A 25,092-nucleotide genomic window follows, 5' to 3' on the forward strand; every position below is an offset into this window, starting at 1 on the left:
CGGAGCGGATCGGTCCGGCGTGCCGCCGGGGTCAGTACCCGATGCGGAAGGTGGCGTCCTGCTTGGCGGTGGTGGCGGAACCGCTGGTGACCGGGTCGATGCGCAGCACGTAGCCGCTGTGCCGCAGGTAGCGGTCCGGGTGGCTGGAGGAACGGAACGACGTCCAGGAGACGTCGGCGAAACCGGGCGAGCGGTAGAAGGTGGCGTCCGCGGCGAACGTGCCGGTGCCGTCGTTCGGGTTCAGCACCACGGCGTAGTTGTAGTGGCGCAGGTACCGGTCCGGATGGTTCACCGAGCGGAACGACACGCCGGCCGGGTCGGCCAGGCCGGGCACCAGCGTCCACAGCTGGTCCTGGTACGGGTCGAACGGATAGGTGTCGATCCGGGCGACGTTGTCGGCGTGCCGCACGTAGCGGTCCGGGAAGTTGTACGACGTGATCCGGTTCCAGGCGGGTGTCCCCCACCGGGCGGTCAGGTTCGACATCTCGGTGCCGGTCAGCGGAGTGATCCCCGGGTGTTTGGAGTTCAGCGGCTGGGTGTAGGCCCGGTCGTTGAGCAGGGTCCAGTTCCCGGCCGCCAGGTTGGTCGTCTGCCAGCAGAAGAACCGGCCGTTGGGGCTCCAGGTGTCCCCCCACATGTGCCAGACGTCGGCGGTGTTCGACTTGCTGATCTGCGGCGCCTCGACCCCGCGGCCGGGGCCGATCCCGCCGGTGTAGACGGTGAAGCTGCCCGCGGCCGGCGACGACGAGCGGGCGCCCAGCAGCGTGCTGTTGGTGTTGTTCTTGTAGTACATGTAGGTCACGCCGCCGGCCGTGACGAAGCTGCCGTCGATCGCGTCGTACCCGGGGTCGAAGAAGACCGCGGGCGCCGAGGCGGTGACGAAGTCGCTGGTGTAGTTGACCATCAGAACGTTGTGGCCGGTGCCGTTGACCGCCGAGTAGACGATCGCGTACTGCCCGCGTGAGGCGTCCCAGTACGCCTCCGGCGCCCAGGCGTGGGTGGCCAGCGAGTGCACCTTCAGCAGCCGGTAGCCGGTGAAGGTGCGCAGGTCGGGCGAGTCCCAGACATGCAGGTACTGGCTCCGGTACGACCAGTCGGTGCCGTTCAGGTCGGTGGCCAGCACCACGAACGTGCCGTCCTGCTTGCGCAGCAGGAACGGGTCGCGCAGGCCCCGGCTGCCGAGGGTGGGCGTGGCGACGGCGTTGTTCTGGTTGAGCGGGGTCCAGTTGAGCCCGTCCGCGCTGACGGCCAGGTGCAGCCCGTAGTTGGCGGCGGCCATCGTCGGGGACTCGGTGAAGTACGCCATGGCGTACCCGGAGTAGGTGGCGGCGGCGCGAGCCGCGCCGGGGACCAGGAGCGCTCCGGTGGCGCCCAGGATGAGGGAACGTCGCTTCATCCGCGGCTCACTTCGCGATCGCGGTGCCGTGCCGGCACCCGGAACAGGTGATCTTGCTGAGGCTGCTCCAGGTGTTCAGGTCGGAGCTCGTGGCGGTGTAGATGCCGTCACCGGCGCTGTAGTGGTCCACGTACATGCGCCAGCTGCCGTTGTCCAGCTTGACCAGGGACGGTCCCTCGTAGCCCGCGGCGAACAGGGTGCCCTTGTTCACCCAGCCCTCGGTGAGGTTCGCCGTGGTGGTCCAGTGCTCGATGTACTTGGTGGTCTCGTTCTTGGTGAAGGCGTGCCAGGTGCTCCCGGATTTCACCACGAACGTGTCGATGTGGTTGGTGCCCAGGCCCCACATCTGCGCCGGGCCGCTCCAGCTGGTCAGGGCGGTGTTCTGCGCGGTGTAGACGTACGGCCGGAAGCAGAACGAGCAGCTGGTCGACGCGACGCTGGTGATCAGCTTGACGCTGCCGCCCTCGACGTAGAACTCCGGCGCCCAGGTGTAGTTCGCGCCGCTGACGCCGGCCGGGATGCTGGCGATGTTCGTCCAGCTGGTGAGGTTGGTGCTGGACGCGATGGAGAAGTAGGTGCTGTTGGTGGTCCACGACTGCACCGTGTAGGCGACGTAGTAGACGCCGTTGCGCTTGAGGATGCTCGGGTCGCGCAGCACCCCGGTGGGACCGTGGAAGTTGGTGTCGGTCAGCGTGCTGTAACTCGTGCCGCCGTTGGTCGACTGGTAGATCCAGAGTTCCTCGTCGGCGGCGGCGTCGCCCTTGAAGGTGGCGTAGATCAGTGTGGTGGCCGCCGCGGCGGGCTGGGGCAGGGCGAGCGCGCCGAGGAGCAGGGCGAGGACGGCGGTGACGGCGGTGCGGACGCGGGATCGGCTCATGCCGGCTCCTTCACGTGCTGTTAGCGCTAACAATTCAGCGCGGACGGGGATGGTTCGTACGCGAAACAGGGGGGATCTCGCCTGGAAGAGACCGATGGCGGCCATCCACGCGTAGAAGTTTCTGAATGATTGCGCTCAGGTTGCGGCGCTGTCAAGAACACGACTCCCGCCCCCGGCCCGGACCTCGGCACCCACGCCCGCGGCACCCGCGGGGCGCCCCCTCCCCGCCACTGTCCGACATGCCTGTCCTTTTAGGGCGCGAACAAGATCAAATCGGCTGATTAGCGTGAAGAACGTCACTATTCAGGGCGTAAAACTTGGTCGCGTCCCGGTCGGCGTGGTTACCGTTCGGAGCGTCCCGCGCTGCGGGCACTGTGGACGGACCGCCGAATCCTGCCGCCGTTCCACAGACGCGACTCGACGGCAGGAGCGGGGGACCCACGTTTTCCGGCGCGCTGGAACGAGCGCGCCTCGGGGTGAAGCCGCGTGAGACGGCCGGGCCACTCTGCCCGAACCCGACAGCTCACCTCGCAGGCGTGGAGGATCATTCATGTCTCGGATCGGAAGACGAACGCGCCTTGCTGCCCTCAGCCTGGTCGCCGCGGGTGTGACCGGAGCCGGCGTGCTGCTCGCGCCGGCCGCCCCGGCCAGCGCCGCCGGCGTCAACTGGGACCGGCTCGCGCGGTGCGAGTCCGGCGGCAGGTGGCACATCAACACCGGCAACGGGTACTACGGCGGCCTGCAGTTCAGCCGCAGCACCTGGAAGGCGTACGGCGGGACGAAGTACGCCCCGACCGCCGACCGGGCCAGCAAGGCCGAGCAGATCAAAATCGCCAAGAAGCTGTACGCCAAGCGGGGCCTGAGCCCGTGGCCGGTGTGCGGCAAGAAGGCCGGCGTGCGCCAGAAGGCGTCGCCGAAGAAGAAGGCCAAGGCCTCCGGCAAGACGTACGTGGTCAAGTCCGGTGACACCCTCGCCCGGATCGCCCGGAAGTACCACGTCAAGGGTGGCTGGCGCGCGCTCTACCAGCTCAACAAGAGCCGGCTGAAGAGCCCGACCATGATCTTCCCCGGTCAGCGCATCCGGCTCTGACCCACCGGCGCCGGCCGGGTCACCGCACTCCCAGCCAGCCCTTGAGGGCCTGCACGGTGTGCACGTCGAGGGGAAAGGTGACCCGGTCGTACCGGTCCCAGCGTTCCAGCGTCCACCAGTCCCGTTCCTGGCGCACGGTGACCTGCACGTTCGGCACGGCGTTGTGCCACACCGCGCCGCCCGGCGACACCCCGAACCGGCCACGGCCGAACACGCCCACCTTGGCCAGCCCGGAGCAGGCCGGGCAGCGGCCGTCGGGCGCCACACAGTCCCCGCAGACCGTGCCCTGGCAGAGGCGGCACGGCCGGACCGCGGCGGGGCAGGCGGCGCAGGTCGGGTTCAGGCAGTACACGCACCAGTCGAGGCGGCCGGTCACGTGGTGCTCACGGCAGGTCTGCACCTCGGTCAACGGCTCCCCGGTGCTCTCGTCGAGGACGTACCCCTGGCTCCGGCCCGGCGCGACGTCGTAGACCAGCGGCAGCTCGTAGCCGTCCGGCAGCCGCCAGGTCTCGGCCACCCGCAGCCCCACCGCGATCCGGACCGTGTCGACCGGCCGGCGGCGCAGCCGCCGCAGCAGCTCGGCGGTCAGCTCCTCCGGCAGGTCCAGGGGCGCGGCCGGGGCCTGCGCGGCCGTGCCGGTCACCACACCGCGGATCATCGACGGTTCGAGCTCCTCGCCCGGCGGGTGCTCGACGATCCGCGGCACCACCATCTGCTGGACGCGCTGGGCCCCGCGGACCTGGACGCCGGTGAAATCGTCGCGCGAGGTGCAGGCGGTCACCTCGGCGAGCCGGCGCGGCGCGAGCAGGGTGGCGCCGACCATGCCGCGGTTCATGTCCGCCGGGGACTTGCTGATGCCGTGCCAGTCCGGCCGGCCACCGCCGCGCCGGACACCGAGCTGGGCGTGCCGGCCGACCCGGGCGAGGACCGCCTCCCAGGCGCCGAGCCCGGCGTACGCCACGATCTCCGGCTCCGGCTGCCAGTCCTCGACCGCCCAGCCGCCGCGACCGGCCGGTTCCTCCCACTCGGCCACGGTCTCCGCGATGCCGGGCGGCGGCGCGCCGGCCTCGGCGGTCCCGGGGCTGCCGATGGTCTCCGGGCTCCCGGGGGTCTGGACGCTCCCGGTGCTCTCGGGGCTTCCGGCCGTCTCCGGGCTCCGGGCGCTGTCGGTGATCCCGGCACTCTCCGTGATCGTGGCACCGCCGGTGATCGTGGCACTGTCGGCGGTTCCCGGGGTCTCGGTGCGTTCGACGATGCCGCGGCCGTCGATGCCGATCATCGTGCCGGGGCTGCTGCGGTCGAGGATCAACCAGCTCACGTCGTTCGTACCTCTCACGGTCGGGCCACCCGATCCTAGGCCGCCGGGGCGACCCTCGACCCGCAGGCTGGACGCCCGCCGGCTGTCCGACGTCTCGCGGCCATGCGCCGGTCCCCTCCGGACACCAGGATGACCCGAATGACCAACCTTCTTTCCGGAAGAGCGCTGCTCGCCGGCGTCCTCGCGCCGGTGCTGTCGGTGGCGGCGCTCGCGGCGCCCGCGGCGGCGGCCGCGGAACTGTCCGCATACGACGCGGTCGACCAGTTCATCGGCACCGAGATGGACACCACGCAGAACAAGAGCAACGACGCGTACGGCAACACCTACCCCGGCGCCGCCGTGCCGTTCGGCATGGTGCAGCCCAGCCCCACCACCTACCGGCCGGGCAACCCGCTGGTCGGCGAGAAGGGCGGGTACGAGTACACCGCGACGCTGATCCGCGGCTTCGGCCTGACCCGCCACTCCGGCACCGGCTGCACCGGCCGCTACGGCGGGTACGAGTTCCCCACCATCCCGTACGCCGGCGCCCTGCCCGGCGGGGTGCTGCCGGTCAACCCGTCGGCCGACGTCAAGCGCTACCACCTGGCCTTCCGCCACGAGAACGAGGTGGCCCAGCCCGGCTACTACCGGGTCGCGCTGGACAACGGGGTGAGCACCGAGCTGACCGCGAGCACCCGCACCGCGGTCAGCCGGTACGGCTTCACCGGCGCGGCCACGCTGATCCTGAACGTCTCCGGGCCGAACAACCGCACGTTCGGCAGCGAGGTCACCGTCGACCCGGCCACCCGTACGGTCAGCGGCTGGATGTACGGGGTCGACGTCTGCGACAACGGCAACTACTACAAGGCGTACTTCTCCACCACCTACGACCAGCCGTTCACCTCGTACGGCACCTGGAACGACGCCGAGATGACCGCCGGCTCGACGCACGCGCTCAAGAGCGGCGCCGACGTCGGGGTGGACTACCGGCACGACACCGGGGCGTGGCTGACGTTCGCCGACGGCGTGACGGTGACCGCGAAGACCGGGTTCAGCTACGTCAGCGTGGCCAACGCCGCGGCGAACCGGGACGCCGAGGTGGGCGGGGCGGGCTTCGACACCGTACGCCAGCGGGCCAGGAAGCTCTGGACGGACGCGCTCGGCACGATCGACGCCGACGGCGGGAGCGCCGAGCAGCGCACCACGTTCTACACCGCGCTCTACCACGCCCTGCTGCACCCGAACGTGGGCGAGGACGCCGGCGGCGAGTACCTGGGCCACGACGGCCGGGTGCACCGGGTCGCGGCCGGCCGGCACTTCTACCGCAACATCAACTTCGCCGGCACCGGCTGGGACATGTACCGCAGCCAGGCACAGCTGATCGCGCTGACCTTCCCGCGGGTGGCCGACGACATCAACCGGTCGATCATGGCGCTGGTCGAGCAGACCGGCGGCTGGGCGCCCGGCGCCTCCCGGATGCAGGGCGACAACCTGCAGGTCGTCCTGGCCACCCTGGACGACATGGGCGCCACCGATTACGACCGGGCCGGCGCGCTGGCCTCGATGGTGGCCACCCAGCGGCTGCCGGTGACCGGCTCCCGGCGGACCGACGCGCACCAGTACGCGGCCACCGGCCTGATCGAGAACCGCAAGGGCGACTTCGCGACCTCCCGCGTGCTGGAGTACGCGATCGACGACTTCGCCATCGCGCAGCTGGCCGGCCGCCTCGGCGCCACCGCCGAGCACGACGCCTTCATGGCCCGCGCGCAGAGCTGGATGAACGTGTTCGACCCGGTCACCGGGCACATCCGGCCACGCGAGCGGACCGGCTTCGACCGCTCGTTCGACCTGCGGGTCCGCGACGACGCCGCCGGGCGCGGCCAGTTCAACCAGTCCACCGGCTACCAGTACGGCTGGCTGGTCCCGCACAACCTGGCCACGCTGATCGCCAAGCGCGGCGGGGTGGCGGCGGCGACCGCGCAGCTGGACACGCTGATGGCGCAGCTGGACGCGGGCGCGTACACGCAGACCGGCAACTACCTGTCGAACCAGCCGGCCTTCGGCACGCCGTGGGTCTACCACTGGCTGCGGGCGCCGGCGAAGACCACCGACGTGCTGTACCGGGCGGTCACCGAGATGTACGACACCAGCCCGTCCGGCCTGCCCGGCAACGACGACCAGGGCTCGCTCAGCGCCTGGTACGTCTTCGCCAACCTGGGCCTCTACCCGGCCGTCTACGGCACCGGCGACCTGGTGGTCGGCGGCCCGATGTTCCGCAAGATCGGGATTCGCCCGGCCGGCGGCGAGAAGATCAAGATCAAGGCGAACGGCGTCGCGGACGGCGCGCGGTACGTGACCGGGCTGCGGGTCAACGGCGAGCGGCAGACCGCCAGCTGGATCGACGCGTCGTTCCTGCGGGTCGGCGGCACGCTCGACTTCACCATGTCGGACACCCCCGGCACGTGGGGCACCGGCGCGGCGGACGTGCCACCGTCGTACACCGGAGGCGCCGACGCCCGCAACAACGCCGGAACCACCCGGGACGGCCGCGGCGACCTCGGCTCGATGGACCTCAGCGACTGGTCGCTGTCGCGCGCCGCGCTGGCCGCGGCCGGCGCCACGCCCGGCGCCGCGCTCCCCCTGCCCGGCACCGGCATCGTCTTCACCTGGCCGTCCGCCGCGCCCGGCACGCCGGACAACTGGATCCCCCACGGCCAGCGGATCGACCTGCCGAACCGGGCCGCCACCGCGGTCTCGTTCCTCGGTCTGGCCACCAACGGCCCGGCCACCGGCACCGCGACCGTCCAGTACACCGACGGCACCGCCCAGCGGGTGAACGTCACCTTCGGTGACTGGGCGGCGCTCGCGCCGGCCGGCAACGCCGAGGTGGTCGCGGTGCAGGGCCGCAACAACGCCAACGGTACGGCCGGGACCGGCACGTTCCGCGTCTTCGCCACCACCCCGCAGGCCCTCGACCCGGCCCGCACGGTGGACGCGGTCATCCTGCCGGAGGGCACCGACCGGGGGATCATGCACGTCTTCGACGTGGCCGTGTCCTGAGCGCTCCGCACGGGCCCGGCTGCTCCGTTCCGGGCACGGTCGCTGTCGTGACGCCGGGTGACCGTGGACGCGGTCCGGACCGCGCTCGCCGGGCGGGACCTGGCGTGCTGGTGCCCGCCGGGCCAGCCGTGCCACGCGCAGGTGCTGCTGGAGGTCGCCGCCGGTGAGGCCCTGCTCCCTTGAGGGAGCGGGGCCTCATGCGCTGGAAGGCGCCCGGTGGGGCGGAGACGACTACCGGGCGCTCCGTCCGGCCTGGCCGCTGTTGCGTGCCGCGCCTCGCTGTGCCCGTGGTGCGGCGCCGGTCTGCGCGGTCCGGCTGGAGGGGTTCTTCGCGGCGGCCGACCGCATCCGGGCCGCTGCCGCGGTGGTCATTGCCGTCGAGCGGCTCCTGCCGCTGCCGCTGTTTCTCCCTGACTTGGTCATATGTGCAGTGTCACGCCCGCCGGGCCGGGCGACGCGGAAACCGTAGTAGCTGAGCAGGAGGTGGCCGCGGTGGAGCAGGTAACGCAGGACGAGGTAGGTGGCCGGGGCTGCTTCGACGGCGTAGCCGAGGACCGCCGCCCGTCGACCACGGGACCACCGGCTGGAAACAGCAGTACGCACAGGGCCCGGCACCGTCACAGCGCCGAGGCCCGATGTGCGCAGCGACCGGATCGTGGGCTCTGGCTGGCTTGTGGTGGTAGCGGTCAGCTGGGCATGGGTGTCGGGGACCAACGTCCGGGAAGTCACGCTCAAGCGTGATCTTGGCTGGTGAGCGCGGGTGTGCCCCGTAAGAGTCCTGGGTGCAAACGCCGTTGCCGCGGATGTCGTACCCCACCGGCACAATGATCGGCATGAGTGACGACTGGACTGTGGAGCGCCATCTCGAGGACAAGCCCGCCGAGGTCGTCGCGCTCTACGACCGTTTCATCGCGATCGCGACACGCTGCGGGCCGTTCACGTACGCGGTGGCGAAGACCGCGATCACCCTCAAGGGCAGCCACCGAGGCTTCGCCGGTGCCGCCCCCGGCGCCACCAGGCTGGACGGATACTTCGATCTGCAACGCCAGGTGGACGGCCCGCAGATCCGGCGATCCTCGCCATACACCAGGAAACTGTTCGTGCACCATTTCCGCGTCACCCACCTCGACCAGCTCGACGACGACTTCGCCGCATGGATCGCCGAGGCATACGAGGTCGGCCAGGGCGCCCACCTCAACCGGCCGGCAGCGCCGTAGGACGGCGGTAAGTCCTTCCCAGCCGCTTCCGGCACGGACAATCAGGGTCCGCAGGAACGACCGTTTCTGCGAGCCTTTCCTCAGAGCTCATCCCGAGCACCGGTCACCAGGTCAACGCGCTGGCCGGTCACGGGCGCAGGAAGCGATCGAACCATGCGCGGGTCCGGTGCAGCACGTCGAGTTGGTGGTTGCGTTCGCGGATCGCGTGGCCTTCCCTCGGGTAGCTCACGAACTCATGCTCGACGCCGAAGTGGCGCAGCGCCCGATGCAGGTACACGGCCTGACCGAGGGGGACGTTGGTGTCCTCGGCGCCGTGCAGGATGAGCACCGGAGTGCGCATGCGGCCGGCGAAGGAGATCGGGCTGACCGCGTCGTGCGGGTGCGGACCGATGCCGGACCAACCCGTGCTGCCTCCGAGCGCGGCCTCGAAATGGCCGTTCTCCCCGGTCGCGGCGAGCATGCCCCAGTCGGTGACGCCAGCGCCGACCAGCGCGGCGCGGAAGCGGTCGGTCTGGCCAACGGCCCAGGCGGACATGAAGCCGCCGTGGCTCCAACCGGCGATGCCCAGCCGGTCAGGGTCGGCGATGTCCCGCGCGATGAGCAGGTCGATGCCGGTCAGGATGTCGGTCCACTCCTCCCGACCGACCCGGCCGGCGACCCTGGCGGCGAATTGGTGGCCGTGGCCCTGCCCGCCGCGCGGGTTGGGCAGGAACACTGCGTAGCCTGCGGCGGCCAACCATTGCGCGCTGGGGAACCAGAACAGTTGGCAACGGTCGGCGTAGCGATCGTACGGGCCGCCGTGCGCGATTGTGACCAGCGGGAACGGGCCCTCGGATGCTGTCTTCCCGACCGGGAGAACGAGTAGGCCGTCCAGGGCGAGACCATCGGCGGCCCGGTAGGCCAGCGGTTCTTGCCGGCCCAGGGTGATGCCGTCCAGTTCCGGGCGAGTGTCGGTGATTCTCCGCAGCGGGCCGACTGGTGTCCCGAGATGAACGTTGGTGGGTTGATAACGGCTGCTGGTCAGCGCCGCGATGTTCTCACCGGTGCCCGTGGTGGTGAGGTCGTCGAGGCGTCCGGTGTGCTGCGACAGGATCGTGAGGTCGGCGGGGCCGAGCCGAGCCAGGGTCGTGTGCAGACCGTCGGCGAACACCACCAGTGCGGCGGCATCGGTCTGGCACAGTTCGGTCGGGCACATCGACAACTCAGCGGTGCGGTTGCGCAGGACGCGGCTGCCCAGGGCCAGGTCGAACACGGCGGTACCGGCGTGCAGCCCCGGCGGGGTGAGTGCGAGGTAACCGAGATGCCAGCCGTCCTCAGCCGGCCACCAGGCCAGGGAGCGTGCGTCGGCCGCGACCGCTCCCAGCTCTTCTACGGTGCCGGTGGTGTGGTCGAACAGGTGCAGCCGGCCGGTGCGGGGGCCGTAGTCGGTGTCGGCGCTGGCCTGGGTGAGCACGGCGAGCGGGCCGCCGTCAGGTCGTTGCCGTACGTCCACGACATGCCGGTCGCCGAACACATCCGGTGTGGTGACCCGGCCGGTGTCGAGGTCGAGCAGCCGTAACCTGGCACGTGGCTCCCGCTCGCCGGCGACGATGGCGTCGTCGCGGTCCCGGGCACGGCGCTCGTCCTCCTCAGTGGGCTCGTCCTCGGCGAGCAGAGCGACCAGCCGGGGGTCGGAGAGGGGCAGATGGTCGGTGATGCCGGCGCGCCAACCGGTCACCACGGTCACCGTGCCGTCGGCGGGGGTGAGTCGGTACAGCTGCGGGATACCGCGCTCGGCGCGGTCGGACAGGAAGAACAGCGTGTCCGAGTCCGTGGACCAGCGCGGCCGGGATTCCGTCGCGATGTCCGCGGTTACCCGGCGTGCCGTACCGCCGCCATCGACATCGGCCAGCCACAACTCGGTGTCGAGGTGGTCACCGATCCGGCTGGTGGGCGCCAGAACGTAGCAGATCGAGTGCCCGCTCGGGGCGAGAGCCGGGGTCTGCGGGGCACGACCATCCACCACGAGTTCAGCGGTCAGACCTGTCATGCGATCAGTTTGCCGACATCACCAACGCACGGGTGGGTAGGCAGGTCCGGGACAACCACGCTGAGGCCAGCCGCATGCCGCCGACCGGCGCTCGTGGGATTCTGTGGCGGGGACAGGCGCCGTCCGGCGCGGGTGCGGGACGTCCACGGGACGGACGATTGACCGATGGGGACCGCGCGGAGCGGCACGGCGCCCGCATCGGCGTGGCGGCGTGCGGTGCCCGAAGCGGACGTCGCGGCCGGGCGCGCGGAGCCGACGGCGGAGGTGCCGGGGCCGCCGGGTCCGGTGTCCCGGTGGGAACGCCCGGTCGTCGGCGTGGGACGGGCCCGGGCGGCGGGGCTGGGTGGGTGGGTATGGTCGGGGCTGATCGTTCTCGCGGGAGGCGGAATGAGTGTCACCAGCGGTGAGGCCGCTCGACTGGCGGTGCTGATCGACGCCGACAACGCGCAACCGTCGATCGTCGAGGGGTTGCTCGCGGAGGTCGCGAAGTACGGGACCGCGCACGTCAAGCGGGCCTACGGCGACTGGACCGGGATGAACCTGCGCGGCTGGAAGGAGCATCTGCTGGCCTACAGCATCCAGCCGATCCAGCAGTTCGCCTACACCACCGGGAAGAACGCGACCGACGCGGCGATGGTGATCGACGCGATGGACCTGCTCTACTCCGGGCGGCTGGACGGGTTCTGCATCGTGTCCAGTGACAGCGACTTCACCCGGCTGGCGGCACGGATCCGCGAGTCCGGGCTCATCGTGTACGGCTTCGGCGAGCGCAAGACCCCGAAGCCGTTCGTGGCGGCCTGCGACAAGTTCATCTACACCGACAATCTGACGGCCCCGAACAGCCCCGCCGAGCCGGCCGACACGCCCGCGGCCCCGCGGCCACCGCTGCCCGCGGGTCAGCTGAAGTCGGACAGCGCGCTGGTGAACAAGCTGCGCAACGCGGTCGAGGCGGCGTCCGACGACGACGGGTGGGCCACGCTCGCCTCGGTCGGGCAGATCCTGACCAAGCGGAGCCCCGACTTCGACGCCCGGAACTGGGGGTACACCAAGCTCAGCGATCTGCTCGCGGCGACCGCGCTGTTCGAGTCGGAACGGCGGACCCCCGAGAAGGGCAAGACCGCGGTGATCTACGTCCGGGACCGCCGGCGCCGCCCGGAGCGCCGCTCCGCCGAGCCCGGCTGACCCGGGCCGGGCCGGTCATTCCAGGTCGAGCTGGAGGTGGCCGGGCAGGCGGTAGCCGTGCGCGTCGAGGTGGCAGGCGGCACGCACCCGGGTGGTACGGCCGGTCGGCAGGGTGACCAGCGAACCGGGGGGCACGTCGATGTCGGGTGGGCAGAAGACCACGTTCCGGTTGACGACGCACGGGCCGATCTCGGTGGGTTCGGCGTACCGGCTGCCGTGCCGGGCCGCGACCCGCACCGTGGTCGGCGCCTCGGTGTGCAGCAGCGCGAATTCCAGCCAGGTCATATCCGCTCTTTGCCCGGTCCGCGGCGGATCAAGCATCACGTACGGCCGGAGACGAACGCGGCGAGCGCCTTCGCGTCCCCCGGGTTGATCCATTCGAACGTTCCGCGCAGCTGGTCGGAGCGCTGGTCGACGGTGGTGACCGCGGCGGTCAGCTCGCCCCACGGCATGGTGACGTGCAGCAGCGTACGGGTGATCGCGCTCGGCAGGTGCGGGCTGTCGCCGGCCGCGGTGGCGCGCAGCAGCAGACCGCTGGTGGAGATGTCCTGGACGTGACCGGTGAGCGGGACCAGGCGCTGACCGGTCCCGGTGTCGACCTGCGCGGTGCCGGTCGCCGGGTACGCCCCGGGCCGCCGCGGCGAGTCGCGCCGCTGCACCACGCCGGTCGGCGTGTCCCCCAACACGGTGATCAACCCGTCGCGTAGCTCCGCCTCGACCCAGGCGACCCCGGCGCTGCTGGCCAGCTCGAGAATGCCGTAGCGGCGGACACCGGGCTCGTCGAGGCTGAGCACCGGCAGCGGCGGCAGCTCGGCGATGAACGGGGCCCGCACGTCGGCCAGGCAGACGAGCGGGATGGTCTCCATGTCCGGGCAGCGGAGGGTGAGGGTGCTCCCGGCCGACACCGTGATCATCGAGGTCGCCTCCTCCCGGGCCGTCCGGCCCCCGTCCTCGACGTTCTCATGTGAGGGGGTGCGGGCTGGGCCGGTTGGCGGGAATGACCGGGAGCCGGACACCGGCTGGGTCGCGGTCATGTCCCGTGGTGGAGCGCCCCTCCGGGCACGCGGTGACACCTCAGTGAGGTGTCACCGCGGGTGGAAGCGTCAGAGCGGCCGGATGTTCTCCGCCTGCGGGCCCTTCTGGCCCTGGGTCACGTCGTACTCCACCCGCTGGTTCTCCTCAAGCGTGCGGTAACCGGACGTCGCGATGGCGGAGAAGTGCGCGAACACGTCGGCGCCACCGTCGTCCTGGGTGATGAAACCGAAACCCTTGTCACCGTTGAACCACTTGACGGTACCGGTAGCCATACCAATCTCCCTGAATAACTGTGAGGCGTCGCACCGTGCGAAACCTCGTGTCGCAGCGTCGACCACATCTCCGAGAACCCGCTTCCCACGAAAAACGCCCGGTGGGAACAGATACCCATCAGGCGTCGACATCGCTTTCACAAGTCAAAGTCTCTGGAAATCAAAGTCTCTGCGAAGAGAAGTCTCCGAAATTCGGAACTGCAACGGACCCAACGTAGCACAGCCATCCGGGCGGCGGAGTGGATCGCAAGATCAGATGGTGGCCCGGAGCCGCTGTTCATGATCAGTTCGCGCTCCGGCAAACCGCCGGATCGAGCCCCGCCGCGGTCCGGCAGCCGGGCGACGGGTGACACCGGAGGGCCACGGGCGACGGCTGCCACTCGACGGACGGCGGGCGACGGCTGCCACTCGACGGACGGCGGGCGACGGCTGGAGGCGGTAGCGTTGCAGGCGACGATTGACAGGCGGCGGGCGGCCGGTCCGTGACGGGCGAGGGTCGCGGCGCGTCGCATCGTGTGGCCCGTCAGCCGCGCGCCGGCGAATCCGGAGCCGACGGTCAGCGCTCACCACGTGATCCCACCGGACCGCCCGGCGGTTTCCGCCGATGATCGTCGAGCAGCGACACCGGTTCCGGACGCCGTATTTTTTCGCGGGAAATTGTCCAGCGGCACACAGATGCGGCCGGCATCTCACCGCGCCGACGATGCTCGAGGAACTCATCGGTCCGCCCGGACACCCGGAATGAGCGGCTGCCATAACTCATTCCGGCAGAAGAGCACTCCGGAAAATCAGCGATCAGCCGGCCGTCGACGCCGGACGTGCCCGGCACCGGCCGCATCCGGCGAACCGGTCACCGGTGGCACCACCCGGCGGACGTGGCCACACCGCGGGCCCGCGCCGCGGCACCGCCCGCCTCACCGGCCGGCGGTTCCGGAGCCGCCCTCCGCGGAGTCCGGGCCACGCCCCTGGCGCAGGCCGTCCAGCCGGGCCTGGGCCCGCTCCACCGCGGTGCGGGAGCGCTCCAGGAACGCGTCGCTGCGGTCGAGCCGCGCCACCTCCCGCGCGAAGGCGCCCTCGATGCTCTCCATCGGCCCGGACCGCGGTTGCGCGCCGTCGGACTCGCGGGAGTCGATCAGGCGCTCGCGGGCGGCCTGGCTGGTGTCGCGCTCGTTCGCCCGGGTGTCACGCTCGTTCGCCCGGGTGTCACGCTCGTCGGCCGCGCGCTCCTGCCGGTCCAGCAGCTGCTCGCGGACCTGGATCAACCGCTCCCGCTCGCCGACCGCCCGCTCCCGCCGGTCCAGCGCCGCCGCCCGGTCGGCCAGCTCGCCCTGCCGGGCGTCGAGCTGGCGTTTTCGGGCGTCGAGCCGCTGCTCCCGGCTGTCGAGGGCCGGGTCCCGGTCAGCCGAGTACATACCTCGATGATAGGCCCCCGCCCGCCCCGATCCCGTTCGCCGGAGCGGGCGGATCGGTGGTCAGCCGTGCTTGACGGTGAGGCTGTAGAACTTCACCTTGGCGCCGTTGGTGGTGCTGTCCGACGAGGACTGGTTGTAGGAGCCGGCCTTGAAGTACTGCCGGTAGGGGTTGAACGAGGACGGGATGGCGTAACTGGTGCGGCTGCCGTTCACGGTCAGGTTGATGGTGTTGCCGGTCACGTTGATGACGTAGGTCCACTTCTGGCCGAGCGGCACGTTGCCGACCTTGTGCAGGGTCTGCCCGCCGGCCGGCGAGTTCTCGGTGCCGAGGTGGATGTCGCCGTTGGGCCGGTAGTAGAGCTCCAGCAGCGGCTTGGTCGAGGAGCCGCCGGAGCCCAGGTGCACCTGGCCGACGGCGACGTTCCTGGTCACCGACGGGATGCGCAGCTGGGCGGTGAGGGTGTGGTTGCCGGCCAGTGGCCAGTCCGCGGCGCTGCCGTCGCGGTTCATCTCGCGCAGCTCGGAGCGGGCGTAGTGGGAGTTCGGGGTGGTGACGCCCTTCTCCGGGGCCCAGAAGGTCATCGAGCCGTCGTTCTTGTCGGTCCAGAAGTAGGCCGGGTTGCTGTACCCGTTGGCGCCCTTGAGCTGGGCCGGCTGGATGGTGTCCGGCTTGCCGGGCGAGCCGGTGGGCAGTTGCAGCTGCCAGACCGCCAGGTCGAAGTTGCCGCCGGGCGGCAGGGCCGGGTCGAGGGTGGCGGCCGACGCGGTGGTGATGCCGGCGACGCCGAGCCCACCGGCCACGACGGCGGAGAGGGCGAGGGCGAGCAGGGTGCGCTTACGCATGGGTGACCTCGATGCCTAGGGGATCGGTCCTGCCCCGAGGGGGAATAGGCAAGATGGTTGCCAATAAAGCAGGTGGTCGATGCCGGGTCAACCGGTCCGCCCGGACGAAACCCTTAAACAACCTTAAATCCGTACGACGGCGGGTGACCCGCGGCGCGGCGCGGCCGGCCGTCACGAAGCGGCCGGGCGCCGCCGTACCGGAACGGGTTTCGCGCCCGGGCCCGGTGGGGCAACGGCAGGCGCATGACGAACGAAGGTTCCGCGCAGACCCTGCTCATTCTCGGCGCCTCCGGGGACCTGACGGCGCGCCTGCTGCTGCCCGGGCTCGGCGCGCTGCTGGCCGCCCGGAACGCGCCGGCGGTGACGCTGGTCGGCGCCGGGATGGACGACTGGGACGAGGCGCGCTGGCGGCAGCGGGTCACCGACGCGTTCGCCGGCCACGGCACGGCGGCGCCCGCGGCGCGCGTCATCGCGCAGACCCGGTACGCCAGGGCGGACGTGACCCGTGCGGACGACCTGCGGCAGCTGCTGTCCGGCGCCGACCGGCCGGTGATCTTCTTCGCCCTGCCGCCGGCGGTGACCGCGAAGGCGTGCGAGGCGCTGCTCGACGTGCGGCTGCCGGAGGGCACCCGGCTGGTGCTGGAGAAGCCGTTCGGCACCGGCACGTCCTCGGCCGCCGCCCTCAACCGGCTGCTCACCCGCCTGGTGCCGGAGGACCGCGTACACCGGGTGGACCACTTCCTGGGCAAGTCGACGGTGCTCAACCTGGTCGGGCTGCGCTTCGCCAACCGGATCTTCGAGCCGCTGCTGAACGCCGAGCACGTGGAAAGCGTCGACATCGTCTTCGACGAGAGCCTGGCGCTGGAGGGGCGGGCCGGCTACTACGACCGGGCGGGCGCCCTCGCCGACATGATCCAGAGTCACCTGTTGCAGATCCTGGCGCTGCTCACGATGGAGTCCCCGCTGTCGCTGGACCCGCAGGAGTTCCGCGATGCCACGGCTGACGTGCTGCGCGCCACCCGGCTGTGGGGCGGTGATCCGAAGACGGCCAGCCTGCGCGCCCGTTACACCGCGGGCGAGCTGGGCGGGCTTCAACTGCCGGGGTACGCCCAGGAGCCGGGGGTCGACCCCGCCCGGGGCACCGAGACCCTGGCCGAGATGGTCCTCGCCGTGGACACCTGGCGCTGGGCCGGCGTGCCGTTCCGGCTGCGCTCCGGCAAGGCGGTGGGCCGCAGCCGCAAGGAGGCGGTGATCACGTTCAAGGAGCCGCCCCGGATGCCGGCCGGGCTGCACGGGCACGGCGAGGCGGATCGGCTGCGGATCAGTTTCGGACCGGACCGGCTGGCGCTCGACTTCAACATCAACGGGCCGGCCGATCCGTTCGTGCTCGATCCGGTGACGCTGGAGGCCGAGTTCGGGCCGGGCGACCTGCCCCCGTACGGCGAGGTGCTGCGCGGGGTGTTCGAGGACGATCCGCTGCTGTCGGTCCGTGGCGACACCGCCGAGCAGTGCTGGCGCATCGTCGAGCCGGTGACCGCGGCCTGGCGGGACGGCCAGGTGCCGCTGCTGGAGTACCCGGCGGGCAGCGCCGGCCCGGCGGAGTCGCTGCTTTCACCCACCCGAACGGATGGGTGATCGTTGCCGGACGCCGGGAAACGGTAAACGCTCGATGTGTGGCTGACTGGATGCTGGTGCCCTGCCTGGTGGCGCTGCGCGCGGAGTTCGACGTGCTCGCCCCGCGGCGGGACCGCGCCTCGGACGGCGCGATCGGGGACCGGGCGCACGCCCGGTCCCGCTCCGACCACAACCCCGACGAGACCGGCGCCACCCCGTTCGAGGACGCGGACGACATCAACGAGGTGCACGCCATCGACGTGGACGACGACCTGCGCACGCCGGGGTGGAGCATGAACCGGGCGCTGCAGATCATCATCACCCGGCACCGCGCCGGGCGCGACGACCGCTTGCAGAACGTCATCTACGACCGGCGCATCTGGTCGCGCAGCTGGGGCTGGACCGCCCGGGCGTACCACGGGACGAATCCGCACACCGGGCACGCCCATTTCTCCGCCCGTTACACCACCGCGCAGGAGCGGGACACCCGAGCGTGGGGACTCTTGGAGGACGACATGACCGAGGCCCAGGTGCTGGCCGCCGTGTACAAGGCTTTGGAGTCCGACCGCGGGAAGCGGGCCATCGGGGCCGGCGCCTGGGACCATCTGGAGGAGAACCCGGCCACCGGCCGGAGGGACTACCGGATGGGTGGCTGGGCGCGCAACGACCTGGTGCGCACCGAGGAACGGATGGAGGTGCTCACCGAGCGACTGGACGCCATCCTGGCCGCGCTGGCCCTGCGTCCGCCCGAGGAGGTCGCCGCGGTGCTGCGCCGCACCATGGGCGAACGCGCCGCCGAGGTGGCCCGGCTGCTGGCCTAGACCGGCCCGGTGGGCAGGTCCCGGCGCAGCAGTTTGCCGGTGGCGTTGCGCGGCAGCTCGTCGACGAAGAGGACGTCGCGGGGCACCTTGTAGCGGGCCAGCAACGCCTTGACGTAGTCGCGGATCTCCTGCGGGTCGCGGGCCGAGTCGGCGGTGGGCACGACGAACGCGCGCAGGCGGCGGCCGAACTCGGGGTCCTCGACGCCGATCACCGCGGCCTCGACCACGTCGTCGCGGTCGGCCAGCAGGTTCTCCACCTCCAGCGGATAGACCTTCTCCCCACCGGAAACGATCATGTCGTCGTCGCGGCCGTCGATGTGCAGCAGGCCCGCCCCGTCGACGTGGCCCCGGTCGCCGGTGGCCATGAAACCGTCGATGACCTGCTTGTGCCGGCCGTCGGTGTACCCCTCGAACGGGATCCCGGTGCGGACGAACACCCGCCCGGTGACGTACGCCCGGGTGATCCGCGCGCCGTCGTCGTCGTAGAGGGCGACGTGCACGGTGACCGGCGGACGGCCGACCGTGCCGGGCGCGCGGCGGGACTCGGCGGGCTGCGCGACCGAGGCGACGGCGACCTCGGTGGAGCCGTACACGTTGTAGACGACCTCGCCGAAGGTGTCCTGGAACCGGTTGGTCAGCTCGGGGGCGAGCGGGGCGCCGGCCACGAAGACGGCGCGCAGCGACGAGGTGTCGTACCGGCTGATGACCTCCGGGCCGAGGGCGAGGATCCGAACCAGCATGGTCGGGACCGCGACCAGCATCGCCGCCCGGTGCCCGGCGATCGAGCGCAGCACCGCCTCGGCGTCGAACCGGCGCAGCAGCACGGCGTGGTCGGCCAGGGCGAGCCCGACCGTCCAGGCGCCGAGGCCGGTGCTGTGGAACAGCGGGGAGGCGATCACCAGGGCACCCCGCCTGGGGAACGGGACCCGGTCCGCGATCACGGCGCTGGCCAGCGGCGACACCCGGGTGCGTGGGGCACCCTTGGGCAGGCCGGTGGTGCCGCTGGTGAGGATGATGAACCCGGCGGGCCGGGCCGGCAGCGGCAGCGGCGTGACCGGCCGCCCGGCGATCAGCTCCGCCACGTCGGAAAATCTCGGCACCTCGGCGGGCAGCGCCGCGACCACGCCGGCGAACTCGCTGTCGTGGATCACCGCCCGGACCCGCTCCCGGGCCACCACCTCGGCGAACTGCTGCGGCGCCAGCCCGGTGTTCATCAGTGCCAGCCGCAGACCGGCGCGGGCCGCCGCGCTGATGGTCAGCACGAGTCCCCGGTGGTCGCGGGCCAGCACCCCGATGACCGACTTGTCCGGCAGGCCCAGGTCGCGCAAGCCGTGCGCCAGCGCGTTGGACCGCTCGTCCAGCTGGCGGTAGGTGAGCGTGCCCCACTCGTCGGTCAGCGCCGGCGCGTCCGGGTGCTCGGCCGCCGCCTTCCGGATCAGCGCGGCCTGCGGGCCGAGCCGGGCGTTGCGGACCGCGGCGCTGAGCAGGCGGTCCGGGCGTAGCAGGTCGACGATGCCGATCTGGTGCATCCGCAGGACGGCGTGCAGGTTCTCGGCGACGCTCACGGTCGGCCCCTTCCTCCAGCGGATGCCGGCGTCCGCGTCGGTTCGCCGGGATCTTCGTCGACGAGGTGGCGGGCGGCAGGACCGCCGCCGGGCGGGCGGTGGCTGCGGGACAGCGCGGCGGCCCGAGCGCGACGACACGTGCGCACCGGCCTGGCGTGACGGTAAGCCAGTGACCTGGGTCACGGCAATCCTCCGGATCGGCGGCGCGATCCAGGGTGGACCACGTCCCCGCCGGCATCCCGCCCCGGCCCGCCGCCGCGAGACCGACCGGCCGCACCGCCCGGGTCTTCCCGTACGGCCACGGATCCGGCAAGCACTTCGAACCCTCGATCGCTAGCCACCATCGGACAGTGCCAACCACTACCTTGGGTCATCGAACCGATACGCTCCGCTATGTATCCATCGCCGAAAGTCGATATGCATATCGAGTGGAGTGATCCAGGCATGCCTGAGGGGACCCACAACAACAATTGCGCGTACGCCAAGGGACACGACTGCGCGTGCGGCGGATGCGGCGGTGCACGGCACGGCTGGCAGGGGTGGCTGCGCATGGCTGGCGACGCTGACCGCCGAAGCGCCAGGAGCCGGCACCTGCGGGCGCGGCTGACCAGGCGCCAGAACGGTGGCCTGCGAAGGGACCAGCCGAACCGCGCTCGGATCGTCGACCTGGCACGTCTGGACACAGCCGACTGGCTCGCCCGGCAGCACGACGCACCGGCCGGCTCCCGTGAGCGACCGGACCTCCCTTCCGAGCTCGACCAGGTAGCCGGGCTCGGCCGGGCGCTGGCCGACGACACCTGGTCGGACATCCGAGCCGCCATCGACGCCACCGCCGCCGACCCCGCGCGGGCGCGCCGGCAGCTGGCCGCACACACCTGGTGCGACCTGCTCGTCGCGCTCATCAGATCGGTGGAGGTCATGGCCGCCGCCGAGGAGACGTTCGGCGACTCCGCCGCCGACGCCGTCGTCCGCGCAATCTTGGCGTCGTCCCGGCAGAAGGACCGCGACCAGATCACCGAGCAGATCCTGCGGATCGTCGTCAGCCGGGTCTTCGCGGCGATCCGGGTCGCCACCATCGCGCACGTTCCCGTGCTGCAGTTGCTGACCGATCCGGGATCCTTGCCGGCTCTGCGCGCCCTGGCCGTGTTCATCTGCCCCGCCCCGGAACGGCATCCCGAGGTACGCCGGTACGCGCTCGCGCCGCTGGCCGCGAACGGACCCGGGGCCGTCACGGCGCAGACGCGGCACTGGCTCAGCGAGGTGTGGCCGGACTGGCCGGCGCCGGGGCCGAGCTGACCGGCCGACACGGTGGCGGCCGACGCCGGGACCGCTGTTGCCATCCGGGTCCAGGAGCGATAGACATTTGTGGTTCTTGGCAGCGTGTCCGATGAGGATCGTGGAGGGTGTGCGGTGGCGGAGCCGAACGACTGGGTGCCGGCCGGGATCGACGTCGGCCGGCCCAGCGCCGCCCGGGTCTACGACTACTTCCTGGGCGGGGCGCACAACTTCGCGGTGGACCGGGCGCTGGCCGAGCGGATCGCCGCGATGACGCCGAACATCGCCGAGACGATGCGGTCCAACCGGGTCTTCCTGCGCCGCGCGGTGCGCTATCTCGCCGCCCGCGGCGTACGCCAGTTCCTCGACATCGGCTCCGGCATCCCGACCGCCGGCAACGTGCACGAGATCGCCCTGGAGGCGGCGCCCGGCGCGCGCGTCGTCTACGTCGACATCGACCCGGTCGCGGTGGAGCACAGCCGGGCGATCCTGGCCGGTGTCGAGCGGACCGGGGTGATCTGCGCCGACGTGCGGGACACCGGCCGGGTGCTGGGCGAGGCGGAGAAGCTCGGACTGGACCTCACCGAGCCGGTCGCCGTGCTGCTGGCCGGGGTGCTGCACTTCGTGCCGGACGAGGACGACCCGGGCGCCGTGGTGGCGGCGCTGGGCGCGGCCCTCGCGCCGGGCAGCTACCTGCTCATCTCGCACGCCACCGGGGACGGGCAGCCGCCCGAGGTGATCGAGGCGCAGCGGTTGTCCGGGCGCACCGCGACCGAGATCGTGCTGCGGCCGGCCGCGCGGATCAGGTCGTACTTCGCCGGCTTCGAGCTGGTCGAGCCCGGTCTGGTGTTCATCCCGCAGTGGCGGCCGGACCCGCAGGATCCGGTGGACGAGCATCCCGAGCGAGTGGGGGCGTACGCCGGCGTCGGCCGCAAAGGATGACCGGCTTCGCCCAGCTCTGGCTCCAGCGCATCGCGCGCGAGGGTTTCGTGCCGCTCGACGGCGCCGGCCTGGAGGCGCTGCTGCACGGGCTGGCCGACCGGCTGGCCTCCGGTGACCCGGCGCGGGCCGGCGAGGTCGGCGCGGAACTGGTCCGGGCGCATCTGACCGATCCGGCGGTGCTGGCCGAGACGATCATGCTGATCGGCGCGTGCCTGCCCGGCCCGCGGACCACCGAGGTGCAGGCCGCGGTCGCCGCCGGGTACGCCCAGGCGCTGCGCGAGGCGACGATGGCCGAGCAGGAGGAGCTGACCCGGGCGGTGCTCGACGCGCACGCGGGCGCGGAGCGGGCGCTGCGGGCCAGCGAGTCCCGGCTGCGGGCGATCTTCCACAACGCCGCGGTCGGGATCGGGGTCAGCACCATGGACGGCCGGATCGTCCGGGTCAATCAGGCGTTCGCCGACCTGCTCGGCTACACCCCGGACCAGATGTGCGCGATGACCGTCCCGCAGCTGGCGGATGCCAGCGACCCGCCCGGCATGTGGCAGCGGTACGACGAGATGATCCGCGGCGAGCGGGACCAGGTGCGCATGGAGAAGGCGTACCGGCGTTCCGACGGCACGCTGGTGTGGGTGGACCTGACGTCCTCGCTGATCCGCGACGACGACGGCACGCCGCAGCTGACCATCGCGATGGTGCACGACATCACCGACCGGCGCCGCCTCGAGGAGAGCCTGCAGCACCAGGCCACCCACGATCCGCTCACCGGCCTGCCGAACCGCGCGATGATCGCCGACCGGCTGGCGCAGATCTTCCGGACCGCCGGTCGGGTCGGCCTGTGCTACCTGGACCTGGACGGGTTCAAGCGGGTCAACGACACGCTGGGCCACCAGGTCGGCGACGCGCTGCTGGTGGCGGTCGCCGAGCGGCTGGCCGCGTGCGCGGACACCCCGGGCCGGATGAGCGGCGATGAGTTCGTGCTCCTGGTCCGCGATCCGGCGGGGCCGGAGGAGATGCGCGCGCTGGCCGAACGGGTGCTGGCCGCGCTGACCGAGCCGTACCAGGTGGGCCGGCAGCGGCTGCGGGTGTCGGCCAGCATCGGCGTGGTCGACAGCGACGTGCGCGACACCTCGCCGGCCGAGCTGATGAAGGCCGCCGACCTGACGCTGTACGTGGCGAAGTCCGAGGGCCGCTCCCGTTACGTGATGTACGACGCGGACCGCAACGCCCGGCAGGCCGCCTGCTACGCGCTGGCCGCGGCCATGCCGGACGCCCTGGAGCGCGGCGAGTTCACCGTCGTCTACCAGCCGCTGGTCTCGCTCGCCGACGAGCGCCTGCGCGGGGTCGAGGCGCTGGTCCGCTGGCGGCACCCGGTGCTCGGCGAGCTGTCGCCGGACAGGTTCATCCCGCTCGCCGAGGAGACCGGGGTGATCGTGGCGCTCGGCCGCCACGTGCTGCGCCAGGCGTGCGCCCAGGCCGCCGAGTGGGCCCGCCGCTGTCCGGACGCGCCGGTCTTCGTCAGCGTCAACATCACCGTCGCGCAGGCCCACGAGCCGGGCTTCCCGGCCGAGGTCGCGAAGATCCTCGCCGAGACCGGGCTCGACCCGCGGCTGCTGGTGCTGGAACTGACCGAGAGCGCCATCATGGACACCGACGGCGCGCCGCTCGCCGCGCTCGACAGCCTCGCGCAGCGGGGCATCCGGATCGCCATCGACGACTTCGGCACCGGCTACTCCAACCTCGCCTACCTGCGCCACCTGCCGGTCCACATCCTCAAGCTCGCCGGCCCGTTCGTCGACGGGCTCCGCGAGCCGGCGCCGGCGTCCGGCTGCTCGGTCGACGAGCAGATCGTCGAGACGATCGTCCGGCTGGCCCACGCGCTGCGGATCACGGTGACCGCCGAGGCCGTGGAGACCCGGCTGCAGGCCGACCGCCTGCGCCATCTGGGCTGCGACACCGGGCAGGGCTACCTGTTCTCCCGGCCGCTGTCCGCGGACGCGATGCTCCCGCTGCTGCACCGGTCCGACCCGGTCTACGCCCTGCCCGGGTGATCCCCCGCGGCCGCCGGCATCCGCGGATTCCCGCGGCAACCGCCGGTCCCGGTACGACCCGGCCGGCCCGCGATGCGCCGGCGATCGGCCCGGGCACCTTTCCCGCCCGGACATGTGACCTCCCGGCGCGGCCGTCGTTGAGCCAGGCATGTCTCGCATGCTTGCCATCGCCGTCGCCGTCGGCGCCCTCTGCGTCACCGGATGCTCCGGCGGCCCCGAATCCACCATCGCCCCGGCCGCGCAGGGCTCGCCGGGCGCGCCGGCCGACGCGCGCGCCAGCCTGGAGGCGCAGCTCGGATTCCCGCCGAAACCGGACGCGCAGACCGCGCAGGCCTACCTGGCCGACCTGCGCGCCATCGACCCGGCGCTGGTCGCCGGCGACCCGGAGTCCCTGGTGAACCGCGGCCGCGACCAGTGCCGCGACCTGAAGGCCCGCCCGGAGAAGGAGTGGGCCAAGGTGGCCGGCCAGCGGTTCAGCACCCCGCAGGCGCCGCAGGGCGTGGGCGAGGCGACCGCCACGCGGATCATCCAGGTGGTGCGGACCCGGCTCTGCCCGACGTTCTGAGCCCGCCGGCCGGGCCGCGCCGCCGGGGCGCGTGAGCGCGGGCGGGGCGCGACCGGCCGTACCGGGAATGAGGCGGCGCGGGAACGGCGGACGCCGGCGGCAGCGCGCGGGTCCTACCCCGGCAGCGCGACCCGGTGGGTGAGCACCAGCCAGTTGGCGATCCGGCCGCAGAGCTCCGCGGGCGCCGGCAGCACCGGCCGGTGGGGCAGCGCGTCGAGCGCGGCCCGCAGCGCGCCGGTGCGGTCGGTCACGATCATCCGGCCGGTCGGCGCCCCGCGGGCCGGCCAGGTGGCGACCGAGGCGATGTCCGCGGTCCCGGCGAAGTGGAACTCCCCGCGCAGCAGACCCGGGAAGAACGCCACGGGCGCGCCGAACTCGTTGACCGTCACGTGCCGGAGCGGGCCGATCCGGCGCAGCCGGCGTGCGGGTCCGGCGGCGTGTCGAAGAACAGCCAGAACTCGATGTCGCTGTGCTCGTCGGCCTCGCCGGTCACGAACGAGCCGTAGATCAGCGCCGCGGCCGGCGGTCGTCGGCCGCGCAGAGCCGGCGGAC

The 25,092-nt window shown here is 72.0% G+C and carries 22 protein-coding genes and 1 riboswitch; of the genes, 11 read left to right on the top strand and 11 right to left on the bottom strand.

Features of this window, described 5'->3' with window-relative positions; translation table 11 throughout:
- Positions 1 to 31 precede the first annotated feature (31 nt).
- On the bottom strand, positions 32 to 1,396 hold the full coding sequence (locus ACTEI_RS24045) for a glycoside hydrolase family 43 protein (RefSeq protein ID WP_122979729.1): 1,365 nt from the start codon (positions 1,394 to 1,396) through the stop codon (positions 32 to 34).
- 7 nt (positions 1,397 to 1,403) lie between these two features.
- Positions 1,404 to 2,273, bottom strand: a complete 870-nt coding sequence (locus tag ACTEI_RS24050; RefSeq protein WP_122979730.1) for a family 43 glycosylhydrolase — start codon at positions 2,271 to 2,273, stop codon at positions 1,404 to 1,406.
- Between the two features lie 374 nt (positions 2,274 to 2,647).
- A riboswitch (cyclic di-AMP (ydaO/yuaA leader) is annotated at positions 2,648 to 2,825 on the top strand.
- Between ACTEI_RS24050 and ACTEI_RS24055 the strand changes: the two genes are divergently transcribed.
- Positions 2,824 to 3,363, top strand: coding sequence for a LysM peptidoglycan-binding domain-containing protein (locus tag ACTEI_RS24055; protein ID WP_122979731.1), 540 nt, complete (start codon positions 2,824 to 2,826; stop codon positions 3,361 to 3,363). Its footprint overlaps the riboswitch before it by 2 nt.
- 19 nt (positions 3,364 to 3,382) lie before the next feature.
- On the opposite strand, the gene ACTEI_RS24060 is transcribed toward ACTEI_RS24055, so the two are convergent.
- On the bottom strand, positions 3,383 to 4,681 hold the full coding sequence (locus ACTEI_RS24060; protein ID WP_122979732.1) for a hypothetical protein: 1,299 nt from the start codon (positions 4,679 to 4,681) through the stop codon (positions 3,383 to 3,385).
- A 138-nt stretch (positions 4,682 to 4,819) separates the two neighbouring features.
- Between ACTEI_RS24060 and ACTEI_RS24065 the strand changes: the two genes are divergently transcribed.
- The 3 genes from ACTEI_RS24065 to ACTEI_RS24080 all read left to right on the top strand — a co-directional run bounded on the left by ACTEI_RS24065 (position 4,820) and on the right by ACTEI_RS24080 (position 8,937).
- Entirely contained in the window at positions 4,820 to 7,720 is a 2,901-nt protein-coding gene (locus ACTEI_RS24065; protein ID WP_122979733.1) for a GH92 family glycosyl hydrolase, read from the top strand.
- A 57-nt stretch (positions 7,721 to 7,777) separates the two neighbouring features.
- Positions 7,778 to 7,903 (top strand): DUF4326 domain-containing protein, encoded by a 126-nt coding sequence (locus ACTEI_RS24070; RefSeq protein WP_307837891.1) that lies wholly within the window; start codon positions 7,778 to 7,780, stop codon positions 7,901 to 7,903.
- A gap of 650 nt (positions 7,904 to 8,553) precedes the next feature.
- Complete coding sequence (locus ACTEI_RS24080; protein ID WP_122982369.1) at positions 8,554 to 8,937, top strand: DUF5655 domain-containing protein; 384 nt, start codon at positions 8,554 to 8,556, stop codon at positions 8,935 to 8,937.
- 127 nt (positions 8,938 to 9,064) lie between these two features.
- Here ACTEI_RS24080 and ACTEI_RS24085 read toward each other — a convergent pair whose 3' ends face one another.
- Entirely contained in the window at positions 9,065 to 10,966 is a 1,902-nt protein-coding gene (locus ACTEI_RS24085) for a prolyl oligopeptidase family serine peptidase (RefSeq protein ID WP_122979734.1), read from the bottom strand.
- A 387-nt stretch (positions 10,967 to 11,353) separates the two neighbouring features.
- On the opposite strand from ACTEI_RS24085, the gene ACTEI_RS24090 reads away from it, so the two are divergent.
- Positions 11,354 to 12,148 (top strand): NYN domain-containing protein, encoded by a 795-nt coding sequence (locus ACTEI_RS24090; protein ID WP_122979735.1) that lies wholly within the window; start codon positions 11,354 to 11,356, stop codon positions 12,146 to 12,148.
- Between the two features lie 15 nt (positions 12,149 to 12,163).
- Here the strand turns inward: ACTEI_RS24090 and ACTEI_RS24095 are convergent, their stop codons facing one another.
- From ACTEI_RS24095 to ACTEI_RS24115, 5 genes are all read right to left on the bottom strand, one after another.
- On the bottom strand, positions 12,164 to 12,433 hold the full coding sequence (locus ACTEI_RS24095; protein ID WP_122979736.1) for a hypothetical protein: 270 nt from the start codon (positions 12,431 to 12,433) through the stop codon (positions 12,164 to 12,166).
- A 35-nt stretch (positions 12,434 to 12,468) separates the two neighbouring features.
- Positions 12,469 to 13,062, bottom strand: coding sequence for a PilZ domain-containing protein (locus ACTEI_RS24100; RefSeq protein WP_122979737.1), 594 nt, complete (start codon positions 13,060 to 13,062; stop codon positions 12,469 to 12,471).
- A 189-nt stretch (positions 13,063 to 13,251) separates the two neighbouring features.
- Complete coding sequence (gene cspE / locus ACTEI_RS24105; protein WP_122979738.1) at positions 13,252 to 13,455, bottom strand: transcription antiterminator/RNA stability regulator CspE; 204 nt, start codon at positions 13,453 to 13,455, stop codon at positions 13,252 to 13,254.
- A 914-nt stretch (positions 13,456 to 14,369) separates the two neighbouring features.
- A complete protein-coding gene (locus ACTEI_RS24110) occupies positions 14,370 to 14,867 on the bottom strand; it encodes a hypothetical protein (RefSeq protein WP_122979739.1) in 498 nt (165 codons plus the stop codon).
- A gap of 60 nt (positions 14,868 to 14,927) precedes the next feature.
- On the bottom strand, positions 14,928 to 15,710 hold the full coding sequence (locus ACTEI_RS24115; protein WP_122979740.1) for a polysaccharide lyase family 7 protein: 783 nt from the start codon (positions 15,708 to 15,710) through the stop codon (positions 14,928 to 14,930).
- Positions 15,711 to 15,953: 243 nt separating this feature from the next.
- On the opposite strand from ACTEI_RS24115, the gene ACTEI_RS24120 reads away from it, so the two are divergent.
- On the top strand, positions 15,954 to 17,345 hold the full coding sequence (locus tag ACTEI_RS24120; protein WP_122979741.1) for a glucose-6-phosphate dehydrogenase: 1,392 nt from the start codon (positions 15,954 to 15,956) through the stop codon (positions 17,343 to 17,345).
- Between the two features lie 38 nt (positions 17,346 to 17,383).
- Positions 17,384 to 18,145 (top strand): hypothetical protein, encoded by a 762-nt coding sequence (locus ACTEI_RS24125; RefSeq protein WP_145830918.1) that lies wholly within the window; start codon positions 17,384 to 17,386, stop codon positions 18,143 to 18,145.
- Here ACTEI_RS24125 and ACTEI_RS24130 read toward each other — a convergent pair.
- Positions 18,142 to 19,710 (bottom strand): AMP-binding protein, encoded by a 1,569-nt coding sequence (locus ACTEI_RS24130; protein WP_122979743.1) that lies wholly within the window; start codon positions 19,708 to 19,710, stop codon positions 18,142 to 18,144. The genes ACTEI_RS24125 and ACTEI_RS24130 overlap by 4 nt on opposite strands.
- Positions 19,711 to 20,259: 549 nt before the next feature.
- Here ACTEI_RS24130 and ACTEI_RS24135 point away from each other — a divergent pair.
- The 4 genes from ACTEI_RS24135 (at position 20,260) to ACTEI_RS24150 (ending at position 24,540) form a co-directional block, all read left to right on the top strand.
- Entirely contained in the window at positions 20,260 to 21,006 is a 747-nt protein-coding gene (locus tag ACTEI_RS24135) for a hypothetical protein (protein WP_122979744.1), read from the top strand.
- Between the two features lie 114 nt (positions 21,007 to 21,120).
- Positions 21,121 to 21,927, top strand: coding sequence for an SAM-dependent methyltransferase (locus ACTEI_RS24140; RefSeq protein ID WP_122979745.1), 807 nt, complete (start codon positions 21,121 to 21,123; stop codon positions 21,925 to 21,927).
- The gene (locus tag ACTEI_RS24145; RefSeq protein WP_122979746.1) at positions 21,924 to 23,975 is read left to right on the top strand and encodes a putative bifunctional diguanylate cyclase/phosphodiesterase; all 2,052 of its coding nucleotides are present in this window, start codon (positions 21,924 to 21,926) and stop codon (positions 23,973 to 23,975) included. The genes ACTEI_RS24140 and ACTEI_RS24145 overlap by 4 nt, the downstream gene beginning before the upstream one ends.
- Before the next feature lie 148 nt (positions 23,976 to 24,123).
- Positions 24,124 to 24,540 (top strand): hypothetical protein, encoded by a 417-nt coding sequence (locus tag ACTEI_RS24150; RefSeq protein WP_145830919.1) that lies wholly within the window; start codon positions 24,124 to 24,126, stop codon positions 24,538 to 24,540.
- Positions 24,541 to 24,653: 113 nt separating this feature from the next.
- On the opposite strand, the gene ACTEI_RS24155 is transcribed toward ACTEI_RS24150, so the two are convergent.
- Positions 24,654 to 24,929, bottom strand: coding sequence for a hypothetical protein (locus tag ACTEI_RS24155; RefSeq protein WP_122979748.1), 276 nt, complete (start codon positions 24,927 to 24,929; stop codon positions 24,654 to 24,656).
- Positions 24,930 to 25,092 lie beyond the last annotated feature (163 nt).

The sequence above is a fragment of the Actinoplanes teichomyceticus ATCC 31121 genome, assembly GCF_003711105.1.
Classification (GTDB): Bacteria; Actinomycetota; Actinomycetes; order Mycobacteriales; family Micromonosporaceae; genus Actinoplanes; species Actinoplanes teichomyceticus.

Excerpts from the sequence above, each read along its gene's own strand:
- ACTEI_RS24045 (WP_122979729.1), bottom strand. The coding sequence starts at position 1,396 with ATGAAGCGACGTTCCCTCATCCTGGGCGCCACCGGAGCGCTCCTGGTC.
- ACTEI_RS24050 (WP_122979730.1), bottom strand. The coding sequence starts at position 2,273 with ATGAGCCGATCCCGCGTCCGCACCGCCGTCACCGCCGTCCTCGCCCTG.
- ACTEI_RS24055 (WP_122979731.1), top strand. The coding sequence starts at position 2,824 with ATGTCTCGGATCGGAAGACGAACGCGCCTTGCTGCCCTCAGCCTGGTC.
- ACTEI_RS24065 (WP_122979733.1), top strand. The coding sequence starts at position 4,820 with ATGACCAACCTTCTTTCCGGAAGAGCGCTGCTCGCCGGCGTCCTCGCG.
- ACTEI_RS24080 (WP_122982369.1), top strand. The coding sequence starts at position 8,554 with ATGAGTGACGACTGGACTGTGGAGCGCCATCTCGAGGACAAGCCCGCC.
- ACTEI_RS24085 (WP_122979734.1), bottom strand. The coding sequence starts at position 10,966 with ATGACAGGTCTGACCGCTGAACTCGTGGTGGATGGTCGTGCCCCGCAG.
- ACTEI_RS24090 (WP_122979735.1), top strand. The coding sequence starts at position 11,354 with ATGAGTGTCACCAGCGGTGAGGCCGCTCGACTGGCGGTGCTGATCGAC.
- ACTEI_RS24095 (WP_122979736.1), bottom strand. The coding sequence starts at position 12,433 with ATGACCTGGCTGGAATTCGCGCTGCTGCACACCGAGGCGCCGACCACG.
- ACTEI_RS24100 (WP_122979737.1), bottom strand. The coding sequence starts at position 13,062 with ATGATCACGGTGTCGGCCGGGAGCACCCTCACCCTCCGCTGCCCGGAC.
- cspE (WP_122979738.1), bottom strand. The coding sequence starts at position 13,455 with ATGGCTACCGGTACCGTCAAGTGGTTCAACGGTGACAAGGGTTTCGGT.
- ACTEI_RS24110 (WP_122979739.1), bottom strand. The coding sequence starts at position 14,867 with ATGTACTCGGCTGACCGGGACCCGGCCCTCGACAGCCGGGAGCAGCGG.
- ACTEI_RS24115 (WP_122979740.1), bottom strand. The coding sequence starts at position 15,710 with ATGCGTAAGCGCACCCTGCTCGCCCTCGCCCTCTCCGCCGTCGTGGCC.
- ACTEI_RS24120 (WP_122979741.1), top strand. The coding sequence starts at position 15,954 with ATGACGAACGAAGGTTCCGCGCAGACCCTGCTCATTCTCGGCGCCTCC.
- ACTEI_RS24135 (WP_122979744.1), top strand. The coding sequence starts at position 20,260 with ATGGCTGGCGACGCTGACCGCCGAAGCGCCAGGAGCCGGCACCTGCGG.
- ACTEI_RS24145 (WP_122979746.1), top strand. The coding sequence starts at position 21,924 with ATGACCGGCTTCGCCCAGCTCTGGCTCCAGCGCATCGCGCGCGAGGGT.
- ACTEI_RS24150 (WP_145830919.1), top strand. The coding sequence starts at position 24,124 with ATGTCTCGCATGCTTGCCATCGCCGTCGCCGTCGGCGCCCTCTGCGTC.